At 75.0% G+C, this 14,853-nt stretch carries 8 protein-coding genes; 7 read left to right on the plus strand and 1 reads right to left on the minus strand.

Going from position 1 to position 14,853, the window contains the following annotated elements; genetic code table 11:
* Nucleotides 1–68: 68 nt before the first annotated feature.
* Nucleotides 69–1,628 carry an FAD-dependent monooxygenase gene (locus ACWD3O_RS27870; RefSeq protein WP_451413749.1) on the plus strand — a complete coding sequence of 520 codons (1,560 nt, stop codon included), beginning with the start codon at nt 69–71 and terminating at the stop codon, nt 1,626–1,628.
* Nucleotides 1,629–1,702: 74 nt separating this feature from the next.
* Here ACWD3O_RS27870 and ACWD3O_RS27875 read toward each other — a convergent pair whose 3' ends face one another.
* Entirely contained in the window at nt 1,703–2,371 is a 669-nt protein-coding gene (locus ACWD3O_RS27875; protein WP_451413748.1) for a ScbR family autoregulator-binding transcription factor, read from the minus strand.
* A 142-nt stretch (nt 2,372–2,513) separates the two neighbouring features.
* On the opposite strand from ACWD3O_RS27875, the gene ACWD3O_RS27880 reads away from it, so the two are divergent.
* From ACWD3O_RS27880 to ACWD3O_RS27905, 6 genes are all read left to right on the plus strand, one after another.
* Nucleotides 2,514–3,383, plus strand: a complete 870-nt coding sequence (locus ACWD3O_RS27880; protein ID WP_451417779.1) for an NAD(P)H-binding protein — start codon at nt 2,514–2,516, stop codon at nt 3,381–3,383.
* A gap of 209 nt (nt 3,384–3,592) precedes the next feature.
* Nucleotides 3,593–4,186 (plus strand): ScbR family autoregulator-binding transcription factor, encoded by a 594-nt coding sequence (locus ACWD3O_RS27885; RefSeq protein WP_451417780.1) that lies wholly within the window; start codon nt 3,593–3,595, stop codon nt 4,184–4,186.
* 275 nt (nt 4,187–4,461) lie between these two features.
* Nucleotides 4,462–5,301, plus strand: coding sequence for an AfsR/SARP family transcriptional regulator (locus tag ACWD3O_RS27890; RefSeq protein WP_451417781.1), 840 nt, complete (start codon nt 4,462–4,464; stop codon nt 5,299–5,301).
* 98 nt (nt 5,302–5,399) lie between these two features.
* On the plus strand, nt 5,400–8,882 hold the full coding sequence (locus ACWD3O_RS27895; protein WP_451417782.1) for a condensation domain-containing protein: 3,483 nt from the start codon (nt 5,400–5,402) through the stop codon (nt 8,880–8,882).
* 249 nt (nt 8,883–9,131) lie between these two features.
* Nucleotides 9,132–10,331, plus strand: coding sequence for a cytochrome P450 (locus ACWD3O_RS27900; RefSeq protein ID WP_451417783.1), 1,200 nt, complete (start codon nt 9,132–9,134; stop codon nt 10,329–10,331).
* A 177-nt stretch (nt 10,332–10,508) separates the two neighbouring features.
* Nucleotides 10,509–14,853 (plus strand): beta-ketoacyl synthase N-terminal-like domain-containing protein (locus tag ACWD3O_RS27905; RefSeq protein ID WP_451417784.1); only part of this gene is annotated, 4,345 nt, incomplete at its 3' end.

Below are 14,853 nucleotides of genomic sequence, written 5' to 3' on the forward strand. Positions count from 1 at the left end.
TTCACCGCGTAGATGAGCGAGCTGGCCGGTGTCGCGTGTGCGCGCCAGCCTTCCGAGGGGGGATCGCCATGCGGGCGCACGTGGTGGTCGTCGGGGGCGGCCCGGTGGGGCTGTTCCTCGCCAGCGAGTTGGCCGGCTACGGGGTACGCACCCTCGTCGTCGAAGCCGGGACCGAGGTGTCCGAGCGGCCCAGGGCCACCACCCTGCACGCCCGGGCGGTGCAGTGTCTGGTCCGGCGCGGTCACCTCGACGGGCTCGTGCAGGCCGGCGTCGCCGAGGCCGGCGCGGCCCCGACGCAGAGCCCCTTCCACTTCGCGGGAATTCCCGGGCTCGTCGTGTCGGCTCCGGCGGGGGAGCCCGAGCCGATCCTCAAGTGCCCGCAGGACCGCCTTGAGCACCTGTTCGAGCAGCGTGCCCGGGCCCTCGGCGCGCGGATCCTGCGCGGATACCGGGTGACCGGGGTGCGGCAGGAAGCGGGCGGGGTCCGGGTCGGCGTGGAGGGCCCGGACGGGAGGCCCGTGGAGTGCGAGGCCGACTACCTGGTCGGGGCGGACGGCGCGCGGGGCCCGGTGCGCGAGGAGGCCGGCATCGGCTCCCGCACCTATCCGGCGACCGTGTCCGCACTCGCGGGTGACGTCCGGCTGGACCGGACCGACGCCCTGCGGCCGGGATGGCACCGCACGCCGCGCGGCTGGATCATCGTGAAGGACGTTCCCGACGGCACGATCCGGCTGCGGACCGTCAACTGCTCGGGCCCGCACCGGGAGCGCCACCGGCCGCCCTCCCTGGAGGAGTTGCGCCGCGAGGTCGGCTGGATCGCGGGCCGCGACATCGCGATGACCGCCCCCCGGTGGCTGAGCAGGTTCAGCGACTACTCCCGCCTCGCGGATTCCTACCGGTCGGGACGGATCCTGCTGGCCGGGGACGCGGCGCACATCCACTTCCCGATCGGCGGCCAAGGCCTCAGCACGGGGCTGCTGGACGCCGTGGGGCTGGGGTGGAAGCTCGCCTACACGGTGCTCGGCCGCGCGGGGGAGGGGCTGCTCGACACGTACGACCAGGAGCGAAGACCCGAGGCGCAGCGGGTCATCGACCACACGCGGGCGCAGCTCGCCCTGATGCGGCCCGACCCGGAACTCGACCCGCTGCGCTCGCTGTTCGTGAGGCTCTTCGCCCAAGGCGGCGCCCAGGCAGGGGAGAACGCCTTCCTCGGGTCGATGATCAGCGCGCAGGCCACCGCCTGTCCCGCGCCGACCCCGGACGAGCCCCCGCGGGAAGGCGCGTTCCTGCGCAACGTCCGTCTCACGACGGCGAGGAGACGGACCGATGTGATCGGGCTGCTGCGCGCGGGAAGGCCGCTGCTGCTGCGCTTCGGCGCGCGGGGCCGTGCGTACGGGGAGCAGGAGGTCGGGCGGCGACGGTACGGAGTGGTGCGTGTCGTGGACGCCGAGCCCACGCCCGAGCTCCCCTGCGACGCCCTGCTGGTACGGCCCGACGGCTACATCGCCTGGGCGGCGCCGGGCAGCGACGGTCTCGCGCCCGCCCTGTCCACCTACTTCGGTGAGGGCACCGCCGCCGCGCGCGGTGAAGGACCCGAGACGGCCGGGCGGGTGCGTCTCGCCGGCTGACCCGCCCTGTGCACCCGGTCCGTTCTGCCAGCCCGGGCGGTCAGGCCCGCTCAGCACGCCCCCTGGCTGGTCCGTCAGCCGACCGTTGCCGCACGCTCTCCGGTCGCCGGCCTGCGCAGCTCGTCGGCGATCGTCCCGCCCCGCGCCTCGGAGAAGTCGACGGAGGCGAGCAGCGAGGGGACGGCCACGCTGGGCAGGACGTGCCGCAGCAGGTGGGAGGCCCGGCGCAGCAGGTCCTGGTAGTCGCACATGGCCTGCGACATGGCCTGGACCCCGGCGAAGGCGCCCACCAGGGTGTCCGCGGTCTCGACGGGGTGGACGTTCGGCAGCAACTCGCCCTGTTCCTGGGCCTTCTCGAGCAGATCCCTGATTATCTCGCCCCAGCGGACGAAGGGACCGCTCCGGTCGAGGCCGTGTGCCTGCTGGTCGAGCGAGAGCCGGACGCCCGCCCTGACCATCGGGTCGGTCTGCAGGCGGTAGGCGTGCAGCATGACCGTGTCGACGAGCTGCTGGACCTTGCAGGCACGATCGGGCACGGGCAGCCACTGGTCCTGTTCGTGCAGCACGCCCTGGGCCAGGTGCTCCTTCGACGGGAAGTGGAAGTACAGCGCTCCCTTGGTCACGCCGGCCGTGGTGAGGATCTCGCTGATGGTCGCGGCCTGGTAGCCGCGGTCCTCGAAGACCGCGGCAGCCGCGGAGAGGATGGTCCGGCGGGTCTGGATGGCCCGTTCCTGCTTCACCATGTCGTCGGCCTCCTTCGGTCGCTGGTTACAGAGGGCCGACAAAAAACCGCCCAGTTCGTATCTTACAAGCTACCGATCGTGGTCCGCGGCCTGTCGGTGTGCGGGACCGGAATGAAGCGCTCTGCGCGAGAGGGGAACGCCAGTGATTCTTGTGACCGGTGCGACGGGGACCGTGGGGAGGGAGGTCGTGCGGTCGCTTTCCGCCGCCCCCGGGACCGGACCCGGGGACGCTCCGCGGGTGCGGGTGATGACGCGCGATCCCGGACGGTTGCCGGACGAGTGCCGCACGGCTCGTGCGGTGACGGCGGACTACCGTGATCCGGCGTCCCTCGCGTCGGCGCTCGCGGGGGTGCGGACGGCGTTCCTGGTCACCACGGTCGTCGGCGGCGACCACGACGCCGCCTTCCTCCGCGCGGCGCGGTCCGCCGGCGTCCGGCGGGTGGTGAAACTCTCCGCCGCCGCCGTCCTCGACCCGCACGCCGACGACGCCCTCACCCGCTGGCAGCGCGCCTCCGAGGAACTGCTGCGCGGGTCCGGCCTGGAGTGGACGCTGCTGCGGCCGCGCGCGTTCATGTCCAACACGCTGTCCTGGGCGGCCTCGGTACGCGAGGAACGCGTGGTGCGGGCGCTGTACGGGGCCTCCGCCAACGCGTGCGTGGATCCCCGGGACGTCGCGGAGGTCGCCGCACGCGCACTGACCGAGGACGAGCACGCGGGACGGTCCTACCCCCTGACCGGACCGGCGGCGCTCAGCGCCGCCGAGCAGACCGAGCAGCTCGGGCGCATCCTGCGGGTTCCGCTCCGGCTGGAGGAGCTGACCCGGGAACAGGCCCGCGCCATATGGGCCCGGCGCCACCCGGCCGAGGTCGTCGAGGCGCTCCTGGCGAGCGCGGACCGTCAGCGGGCGGGCGCCAAGTCCCAGGTCGACGACGCGGTCGGCAGGGTGACGGGACGCCCCGCGCGGTCCTTCGAGGCATGGGCCCGGGACCACCGCGCGGCCTTCATGGTGTGAAGCGGAGGAGGAGGGCGGGGAGCCCGCGGCGCCGAGCCGTTGGGGCCCCACCCGCCGGTAGACGTCGGCCCCCTCTATAAACCGCACGCGCGGTTTGTTATTGTGGCCGCAAGGACCTGGAGCGTGCCCCGGTCCGCCTCTCCGTCCTGCCCCTGCCCCGGAAGGCCCGAGATGGACGACGAGCGCCGCGGTGTGTCAGGAGGCTTGTGATGGTGAAGCAGGAGAGAGCCGCCCGTACGCGACGGGCGCTGTTGCGCGCCGCGTCCGAGGTGTTCGCGGAGCAGGGGTACGCGAGTGCCTCGATCTCCGCCATCAGCCTGCGCGCGGGCGTCAGCAACGGGGCGCTGCACTTCCACTTCGCCAGCAAGCGCGCACTGGCCGACGCCGTCCGGCGGGAGGCCGCGGTCGCCGTGCGGCGGACGACCGAGGCCGCCGAGGCGGCCGGCCCCCTCCTGGGCGTGGTCGACGCCATGCACGCGCTGGTGAGACGCCTCTCCGAGGATGTCGTGGTCCGGGCCGGTTTCGCGCTGTGCGGCGGGCCGGAGTTCCAGGGGGAGGACGCGGACGGCGCCGATCCCCGCCAGGAGTGGCAGGCGTGGGTGGAGCGCATGCTGGACCGGGCCGCCCAGGCCGACCTGCTCGCGGCCGGTGTGTCGACGCGGGGGGCCGCGGAGGCCGTCGTGGCGGCGACGGTGGGTTTCGAGGTGCTCGGCGGCCGGGACGGGTCCTGGCTCGACGGAGGGACGGTCACCAGGTTCTGGGACCTGATGCTGCCTCCCCTGAGCGCGGGCGCCGAGGGCTGAGGGCTGAAGGGCTGAGGGTCTGACCCTCAACAAAAGACCGCTTGAGCTGTTTTTCATTGCCGTGGCCAGCCGATCGGGGTGGCCACAGGGCCTCCCGTCGTCTGTTTTGTGGGTGATTCACCCTCTCGACTGCCGATAGAGACCGCAGAATGGCCCGCTCGAAGCACTCTCGACGCGTTGACAAACCGTCCGTGCTGTTTTTTACTCGAACCATCACAGCATCGGGCTGACGGAAGCTCGCAGACTGCCGACTCATCCGGCGTGGGGGAGAAGCCTTGGACATCTCGGTACTGGGCGGGGTGACCGTCCGGGAGAACGGGGTCTCGATCACGCCGACGGCCCCCAAGCCGCGGCAGGTGCTCGTCCTGCTCGCCCTCAACGCCGACCAGGTCGTCTACGTCTCCTCGCTGACCGAGGAGCTGTGGGGTACGAAGCAGCCGCGCAGTGCGCGTGCCACGCTGCAGACGTACGTGCTGCAGCTGCGGGAGATGATCGACGCGGCCCTCGCGCACGACGCCGGCGGCGCACCGCCGCGCACCGCCAAGGACGTGCTGATCACCGTGCCCGGCGGCTACCTGCTGAACACCTCGGGCGGTTCCAGCGACGTCCGCGAGTTCGAGCGCCTGGCCGGTATGGGACACCGGGCCATGGACGCCGGAGACCTGGCGGGCGCGGCCCGGCAGCTGCGCGAGGCGTTGGCGATGTGGAGGGGGGACGCGCTCGTCGACGTACGGGCCGGAACCCACCTGGCGGCCGAGGTCCGCCGCCTGGAGGAGATCCGGCTCTGCGCGCTGGACCAGCGCATCGAGGCCGATCTGCGGCTGGGCCGCCACCGGGAGATCATCGGCGAACTGTCCGTCCTGGTCAGCCGCCACCACACCCACGAGACGCTGCACGGCCAGTTCATGATGGCGCTGCACCGCTCGGGCCGGCGCACCGAGGCGCTGGAGGTCTACCAGCGCCTGCGCCGCGCCCTGGTCCGCGAGTTCGGCCTCGAACCGTCCGCCGGGCTGCGCCGGCTGCAGCGGTCGATCCTGATGAGCTCCTCCGAACTCCCCCCGGCGCGTTCCGCGCTCGCCGCCCCCGGCGGGGAGAAGGCGACCCGGACCGGCTGACCGCCGCCGGCCCGGAGGACGCAGGGAGAGCAAGGAGAGCAAGGAGCGCACCGACACAGGGGAGAGGAGGCAGGGGCCGCGACCGCCCCGACACCGCGATGAGCGAAGAACGGGACGCGGGTCTCCAGGACGCCGGACTCGACGGCTCGTCCCCGGGCGGCCCCCTAGGCGGCCCGTCCCTCGGCACGGCTCCCCCCGGGGCGGCGACGACCGTGGTCGTCGATCCCGGTCAACTGCCCCACGGCCCGCCCGTGCTGGAGGTGCGCGGGCCGCTGAGCGAGGGACGGGTGGCGGCGGTGCTCGAGCGCGCCGGCGCCGGCCGCCCGGGCGAGGCAACCGCGGGGCGACGGTGGGAGCACCGGCTGGAGCGGCTGGGGAGCGACCACCACCTGCTGCACGTGGCGGGAGCGGCCGACGCGGACGCCTTCCCCGCCGGGCTGGTCGCGGACCTGCTCACCTCCCCCGACCGGCCCGGCGTGCCGCTCGCTCCGGCCCAGCTCGACCTGCTGCGCGACCAGGAGGGCCGGTCCCGGACGCACCCGGTCGTGCTGGTCGACGTGACGGAACCGCTCGCCCCCGCCCAGGTCGCCCGTGCCCTGCGCGCGCTCGTCCGCGCCCACCCGCTGCTCGGCACACGGGTCGGAGCGCCCCCCTCCGGCACGACCTCCTCCGCCACGTCCTCCTCTGGAACGACTCCCTCCGCCACGTCCTCCTCCGGCACGTCCTCCTCCGGCACGTCCTCCTCCGGTCCGGACGACACGGGCACCGACCCCGCGCCCGCGACACCGGACGGGACCCTGTGCGGCGTCGCCGACGTCGGCCGGGCACGCGAGGCGGCGGCCGTCGCCGACGTCGCCCGCGGGCTCGACCCCTCGGCCGGCCACCCCCTCGGGGCCGTCCTCCTGCGCAAGCGGCGCCGGCTCGCGGTGGTCGTCCACGAGCTCGTCGCCGACGCCCGCTCGGCCGGCGTCCTGCGGGCCGACCTGGAAACCCTCCTGACGGCGGGTGAGGAGGACCTCGTCGCGGAGGAGGACGTGCGGTACGCGGACTGGGTGGCCTCGCTGCCCGCCCTGGCCGCCGACCCGACCGCCACCGACCGCTGGCGGACCGTCGCGGAGGACCGCGCGGCGGCCACCGCGTTCCGCTCCCGCTTCCCCCTCCCGGACCACGCCCCCACCCGGCATCCCGGCTTCCTGCTGGGCAAGGCGGCCACCACCCGCCTCACCGGCGTCCTGGCCGGCCGGCTCGGGCTCACCCCGGCCCAACTGCTCACCGGAGCAGTCGGCCTGGCCCTGGCCCGGTGGCGCGGCACCGGGTACGCGTCCTTCGACGTCCACACCGACGGCCGTCAGGACAGCCCCGCCCTCGCCCGGACGGTCGGGCCGCTCGCCGAGACCGAGCCCGTCGTCCTCATGGCCGCCGCCGGCCACGACGGGGACGCCGCGGACGCCGCGGACGCCGTCGAGCGGATCGCCCGGCGTCTGGCCACCGTCGGAAGCGGCTCGTACGGCGCGTGCCGGGAGTACGCGGCCGACCCGGCCCTGCGGCTGGTGCTGCGCGAACCCGTCCCCGTGCTGGCGCGGTTCGTCCCCGACGCGGCCGGTTCGCCCGGCCCGAGGCCCGTGGTGCCGTACGCGCTCGACCTCACCGCCCGGACGGCCTCCGGCGGGCGGCTGCGCCTCGGGCTGGAGTGGCTGCCGGCCCCCCGGGACGGCATCACCGCGGAGTCCGCGGACCGCCTCCTCGCCGTGCTGCGCGACGTCCTGGAGGAGCTGGCGCGCGGTGCCGACGGCGCGCCGGTGGTGACGGCATGCGACACGCCGCGGCTCACCGTGGCGGCGAGCCCGCTCCAGCGGGAACTCCTCGCCGACGCCGACGCCCACCCCGGCACCGGCCGTCAGATCGAGCAGCTCAGCTGGACCTGGCACGGCCCGCTGGACACCGGGCGGTTCACCGCGGCCTGGCAGTCGGTCTTCGACCAGGAGTCGGTGCTCAGGTCGTCCTTCGCCGCCGGGCCCGACCCCCGCGTCGTCGTCCACGACCGCGTCGTGTCCGAGGTGGTCCGGCTGTCCTACGCGAAGGCGTCCTGGTCCGACGTCCTCGTCGGCGACCGCCGGCGCGGCCTCGACCCGCGCTCCCCGGGCCCGCTGCGGGTCACCCTGTTCGACGGCCCCCGGCACATCGGCCCGGACGGCGCGCCCGTGGCCGCGCCGGCCACCCGCGTCCTGCTCACCTACCACCACGCGCTGCTCGACACCTGGAGCGTGCGCCTGCTCCTGGAGGAGTTCTACCGGGCGTACGTGGCGGGCGGCACGCTGCCCGGCGGCGACCGGCGACCCGACCAGCGCGACCACGCGCACTGGCTCGCCGGCCAGGACCTCACCGCGGCACGGGACTTCTGGCTGCGCGCCGTCCCCCCGCGGAGCGCCGAGGCCCTCGCGGTCGTCACGCCCCCCGGCCCGCCGGCCCCGCCCGGGACCGGCCGGGCCGTGCTGCGGCTCACCGCCGCCGAGGCCACCCGCCTGCGGGTGTGGGCGGCCCGCTGGGGCGCCACGGAGAGCGGGGCGCTCCAGGTCGCGTGGGCGCTGCTGCTGTACCGGGCGGCCGGGGCGGCGGGGCCGACGCCCGTGCGGTTCAGCGTCGCCGTCTCCGGCCGGGGGATCCCGCTCGACGGCGTGGAACGCCTCCCGGGCGCCCTGCGCAACCCGCTGCCCGTGTCCGTCGAGGTCGACCCGGGCGCCACCGTGCCCGACCTCCTGGTCCGGCTGCGCGACCGGGCGCTCGACCTGGCCGCCTACGAATGGGTGTCCGCGGGCCAGATCCGCTCCTGGACCGCCCCCGACGACGACACCGACCGGCAGGCGGCCCGTCCGCCCCGCGCCTACGACACCCTGCTCGTCTTCGAGACCCGGCTCCGGCCGCACGAAGGACTGGAGCCCTCGCTCGCCGCGCTCGGCGTCCGCGTGGAAAGCCCCGAGAGGACGGGCGCCCCCACCTCGTTCCCGGTCACGTTCGTCTCGCACTACGACGAGGGCGGCGGCCTGGTCCTGGCCGTCGAGCACGACCGCGCGCGGCTCCCGGACGCGACCGGCCTGCTGGCGCACTGCGCCCGCCTGCTCCGCGAGCTGCCCCACCGGGCCGACGACGTCACGACCGTCGCCGGCTTCCTCGACGCCGTGCCCCGCGCGACGCGGCCCGACACCGCGTTCGCCACGCTCCGGCCCGGCACCGGCGGGGTCGTCTGCCTGGCGCCCTCGCCGGACGCGCCGCCCTCCTGGTACTCTCGGGTGGCCCGGTTCTACCCCGGCCCGGACGCGCTGATCCTGCTGCACCCCGCCCCCGACGGCGTCCGCGCCTGGTACGAGGCGCTGCGGCCGGTGGTGACGGAAGGCCGGCTGTCGGCGCTGGGCGCCTTCTCCGGCGGGGGAGCGGGGGCGTACGAGCTGGCCCGGCTGGCCGCGGGCGACGGCGTCCGCCCTCCCGCGGTCGTGCTCGCCGGGGGGAACGGGAGCGACGACTCGGTCCGCGAGTTCGCCCGGTTCCTGGACCTTGCCGCGGCCCGGCACACGGACGAGCCCTGAGCCCCGCCCGGGCGGCGGGTGCGCGGACACGCCACCGACCTCTCCGCGCCGGGTGCTGCCGTCGCGCGGAGCCCCTACCTCCGCCCCGCCCACCAGCTCTCCCGCGGTGCGCCCGGCGGACGTAGGGGTTGAGGCTAGGGGTGCGTCTCCCCGTAGCGTGACGGACGGGGCAGACGGACTGCCCCATGCGCTGTGGGGTGACGGATGTCGGAACTCGAGGCGGAGCGCAGAGCGCGATACCAGGCGACCGTGGTGCAGGACTACCTGCGCAGGACCGCCGAGGAGGGCGACCCGTACGCCGCCGTGCTGCTGGTCCCCGACGATCCCTATCCGCTCTACGAGCGGCTTCGCGCGCGCGGGCCCCTGCACCGCAGCGCGGTGGGCGCCTGGGCGACCGCCAGCCACCGTGTCGCCAACCAGATTCTGCGGGACCGGCGCTTCGGCGTCCGCACCGCGGAAGGCGACAAGCCGCCCGAGTTCATGCCGTTCGACAACTCCATGCTCGGACTCGACCCGCCCGACCACACCCGCCTGCGCCGGCTCGCCACCCCGTCGCTCAACCCCCGCCGGCTCGCCCACTGGCAGCCGCAGGTCGAGCGGTTCACCGACGAGCTCATCGACGAGATGCTCGCGGGCCGCGACCAGGTCAACTTCATGCGGGCCTTCGCCCAGCAGCTCCCGCTGCGCGTGATCGGCGACCTGGTCGGCATCCCGCCCCGCCACCGGCAGCTCTTCTTCCGGCTCAGCCGCCGCATGGCCTACCTGCTCGACGGCGTCGCCACCGTCCAGGCCGCCCGCGGCGCGGCCGCCGCCATCGCGGAGATGACGGTGATGTTCCACGACATCATCGCCGAACGGAAGGCCGACCCCCGCGAGGACCTGATCAGCGACCTGCTCCCCGCGGTCGAGGACGGGCGGATGACCATGGACGAGATGGTCCCCCTGTGCATGTTCCTCCCGCTGGCCGGCACCGAGACCACCGTCAACCTGATCGGCAACGGACTGCTCGCCCTCCTCGAGCACCCCGAGCAGTGGGACATGCTGGTCGCCGACCCGTCGCTGGCGCCCGCCGTCGTCCGCGAGACCCTGCGCCACGACCCGCCGGTGCAGCAGTACCGCAGGATCGCGCACACCGACGTCGAGCTCGAGGGACAGACGATCGCCGCCGGCGAGGAGGTGGCGATCTGCGCGGGAGGCACCAACCGCGATCCCGAGGTCTATCCCGACCCCGGACGGTTCGACATCACCCGCGACCCCGGCCCGGAGAACCTCGCCTTCTCGGCGGGCATCCACTTCTGCCTGGGAGCCGCCCTGGCCCGCATGGAGGCGGAGACGGCCCTGGCCGCGCTCGCCGCCCGGGCGCCCGGCATCCACCGCGCCGGCCCGGTCCGCAGACGCGGCTCCTTCATCATCCGCGGCATGCTGCAGTTCCCCGTCGCCCTGCGCTGAGCCCCCGGCCGCGGCGGCCCGCGTTCCCCGGATAAGGGGTCGTCCCGCCAGGTAGGGGTTGCCCGCCCTCTCCGGCCGTCCATAGCGTCGCGGACGCGGATGTCCCGAAAACGGACCCGCGGCATGACGGCCCCGGGTGGACCGTGGCCGAGCGGCAGCCTGGGAGGTACCGGGAACATGGCAGAAGACGAGACGCTCCGGGACTACCTCAAGCTGGTCACGCTCGACCTGCGCCGGACCAAGCAGAAACTGCGCGACCAGGAGGCCGCGGCCCAGGAGCCGATCGCGATCATCGGCATGAGCTGCCACTACCCGGGCGGGATACGGACGCCCGAGGACCTGTGGCGGCTGGTGGCCGAGGGACGCGACGCGATCTCCGGCTTCCCCACGGACCGCGGCTGGGACCTCGCGAAACTCTTCGACGGCGACCCGGACGGCGAGGGACACAGCTACGCCCGCGAGGGCGGATTCGTCCACCACGCGACCGAGTTCGACGCCGACTTCTTCGGTGTCTCCCCGCGCGAGGCCCTCGCCATGGACCCGCAGCAGCGCCTGCTGCTGCGGGCCGCCTGGGAGGCGTTCGAGCACGCCGGGATCGACCCCCAGTCGGTCCGCGGCACCCGCACCGGCGTGTTCGCGGGCAGCAACGACCAGAGCTACCTCCGCCTGCTGGCGGGCGAACCCGGCACCGCCGGGCACCTGTTGACCGGCGGCGCGACCGCCGTGATCTCCGGCCGGGTCTCCTACACCCTCGGCCTGGAAGGGCCCGCGGTGACCGTCGACACGGCGTGCTCGTCGTCGCTGGTCGCCCTGCACCTGGCCTGCCAGTCGCTGCGCAGCGGCGAGAGCAGCCTCGCGCTGGCAGGCGGCGTCACCGTCATGGCCACCCCCGGCGTCTTCACCGAGTTCAGCCGGCAGCGCGGGCTGGCCGCCGACGGCCGCTGCAAGTCCTTCGCGGACGCAGCCGACGGCACCGGCTGGTCCGAGGGCGTCGGCGTGCTCCTGGTCGAGCGGCTCTCGGACGCCGTGCGCAACGGCCACGAGGTTCTCGCCGTGGTCCGGGGCTCGGCCGTCAACCAGGACGGCGCGTCCAACGGACTGACCGCCCCCAACGGCCCCTCCCAGCAGCGGGTGATCCTCCAGGCGCTCGTCGGCGCCCGCCTCTCCCCGTCCGACGTGGACGTCGTCGAGGCGCACGGGACCGGCACGCGGCTCGGCGACCCGATCGAGGCGCAGGCCCTGCTCGCCGCCTACGGCCAGGACCGGCCCGAGGGCCGGCCGATGCTGCTCGGCTCGGTCAAGTCCAACATCGGGCACGCGCAGGCCGCCGCGGGCGTCGCCGGCGTGATCAAGATGGTGCAGGCGCTCCGCAACGAGCGGCTGCCCCGCACCCTGCACGTGGACGGGCCGACCTCCCAGGTGGACTGGTCGGCGGGCGCGGTCGAGCTGCTGACCGAGGCACGGGACTGGCCCCGCGGCGAGAGACCGCGCCGGGCGGGCGTCTCCTCCTTTGGCGTCAGCGGCACCAACGTCCACACCATCATCGAGGAGGCGCCCGAGAGCTCCGCCGCCCAGGAGACGACCGGGGAGGGCGCCGCCGGTCCGGTGGCCTGGCAGCTGTCGGGCCGTTCGGCCGCCGCGCTGCGGCGACAGGCCGAGCAACTGCTGCCGGTGGCCGGGGAGGCGGAGCCGTCGGACGTGGCGTTCTCGCTGGCGACGGGGCGTGCGGCGCTGGAGCACCGGGCGGTCGTGGTCGGTGGTGACCGGGACGAGCTGGTGGCCGGGTTGCGGGCGCTGGCCGACGGGGAGCCGTCGCCGCTGGTGGTCTCCGGTGCGGTGCGGGGCGGGAACACGGCGTTCCTGTTCTCGGGTCAGGGCGCGCAGCGGGTGGGGATGGGGCGTGAGCTGTACGAGGCCTTCCCGGTGTTCGCGGAGGCGTTCGACGCGGTGTGCGCGCGGGTCGATCTCGAACTGCCGTTGCGGGATGTGGTGTTCGGGGACGACGCGGAGTTGCTGGCGCGGACGGTGTACACGCAGCCCGCGCTGTTCGCGGTCGAGGTGGCGTTGTTCCGGCTGGTGGAGTCGTGGGGTGTGGTCCCGGACGTGCTGGTCGGTCACTCGATCGGTGAACTCGCCGCCGCGCACTGCGCGGGGGTGCTGTCGCTGGAGGACGCGTGCCGGCTGGTGTCGGCGCGTGGCCGGCTGATGGACGCTCTGCCGTCAGGTGGCGCGATGCTGGCGGTGGAGGCTGCCGAGGACGGGCTGGAGCTTCCGGAGGGCGTCGATCTGGCGGCCGTCAACGGCCCCACGTCCGTGACCGTCTCCGGTGACGCCGCCGCGATCGACGCGCTGGAGGCGCGGCTGCGCGCCGAGGGCGTGCGCGTGAAGCGGCTGGTCGTTTCGCACGCGTTCCACTCGCGGCTGATGGAGCCCATGCAGGCGGAGTTCGCCGCCGTCGCGAAGTCGCTGACGTACCACGCTCCGGCCATCCCGGTCGTGACCACGGCTCCTGGTGACATCGCCACCCCGGACTACTGGGTGGGGCAGATCCGTGAGCCGGTCCGGTTCGCCGACGCGATCGCCTCCCTCGGCGAGACCCGGGTCTTCCTCGAACTCGGTCCCGACGGCACCCTGTCCGCCCTCGTGCCGCACATCGCCGAGGACGCGACGGCCGTTCCCGCCCTGCGCCCGGACCACGACGAGGACGCCACCCTGCTGCGCGCCCTCGCCGGCATCCACGCGCGCGGCGCGGACCTCGACCGGGCCGCCGTGTTCGCCCGTGGTGGCGGCCGGCGGATCCCGCTGCCCGCCTACGCCTTCGCCGCCGACCGGCACTGGCCGTCCGGGATCTCCTGGGCGGGCGACGTCACGTCCGCGGGGCTCGGCGTCACGCACCACCCGCTGCTCGGCGCGGGCATCGCGCTCGCGGAGGACGACGGGTACCTGTTCACCGCCAGGCTCTCCCCGGTCGCGCAGCCCTGGCTCGCGGAGCACCGGGTGCACGGCCGGATCGTGCTGCCCGGTACGGCCTTCGTGGACCTGGCGGTGCGGGCCGGTGAGCAGGCGGGCACCGACCAGCTGGACGAGCTGGTCCTCGAGGCTCCCCTGACCGTGCCCGAGGACGGCGCCGTGCAGGTGCAGCTCACGGTCGGCGAGGCCGACGACGAGGGCCGACGCAACGTCACCGTCCACGCGCGGCGCGAGGACGGCGCCGCCGGCGACGGCTGGCCGGACCGGCCCTGGACGCGGCACGCCGTCGGCGTCCTCGCGCCCCGGCCCCGGGTCGTCTCCGAGGACCCCGAACTCGTCGGCGTCTGGCCGCCCGAGGACGCCGCTCCCGCCGACCCGGCCGCGCTCTACGAGGCGCTCGGGGCGGCCGGTCTCGAGTACGGCGAGCTGTTCCGCGGTGTCACGGCGGCCTGGACGCGAAGCCAGGACGTCTTTGCCGAGCTCCAGGTGCCCGAAAGCGCCGCCGGCGGCTTCGGACTGCACCCGGCTCTGCTCGACGCCGCCCTCCAGTCGGCCGCCGTCCGCGGTGACGAGGGCGAGGCCGGCCTGCCCTTCTCCTGGACCGGCGTGACGCTGTGGGCGTCCGGGGCCACCGCCCTGCGCGCCCGGATATCCCCCGCGGACGACGGGGACGGCCTGCGGATACGGGCCGTCGACCCCGCCGGCAACCCCGTCGTCACCGTGGACCGTGTGGTCACCCGGCCCGCGCCCGCCCTCGGCGACGAGGAGCCGCGGCCCGACGACCTGTACCAGCTGGACTGGACGCCGGTCCCCGCGGCCGGCCCCGAGCCCGGCGAACTCGCCCAGACCGGCGGAGGCGAGCCGCTCGTCACCCGGGCCGGCACGCTCGAGGAGCTCGCCGCCGACGGCCGGACGCCCACGCACGTGGTGCTGTCCGCCTGCGCCGAGGTCTCCGGCTCCACCGACGCGTCCGGCCGCACCGACGCGCAGGCCGTGCTCGCGCGGACCTCCGAGGTGCTCGGACACCTGCGGGCCTGGCTCGCCGACGAGCGGTACGCCGACACCACCCTGGTCGTGGCCACCCGCGGCGCCGTGCAGGCGGAGCCCGCCGACACCTTGCCCGACGTGGCGGGGGCCGCCGTGTGGGGCCTGGTGCGCTCGGCGCAGTCCGAGCACCCCGGCCGGATCGTGCTGGTCGACCTGGACGCCACGGGCACCTCCACCGCCACCTCCACCGACGGCGGCGGCGACGAGCGGGCGCTCGCGCGTGCCGTCGCCTCCGGCGAACCCCAGACCGCCGTCCGCGCCACCACCGTGCTCGCGGCACGGCTGGCGAAGGCCCGGCCCGGCCTCGTCCCCCCTGCCGAGGGGGCGTGGCGGGTGGGGGTGTCGGTGCGGGGTGCGGTGGAGAACGTGGGTTTGGTGCCGGCGCCGGATGCGGTGGCGGTGTTGGGTGTGGGTGAGGTGCGGGTGGCGGTGCGTGCGGCGGGGGTGAACTTCCGTGACGTGCTGAATGTGCTGGGGATGTATCCGGGTGAGGTGGCGGTGGGTG

The sequence above is a fragment of the Streptomyces sp. NPDC002640 genome, from assembly GCF_053592575.1.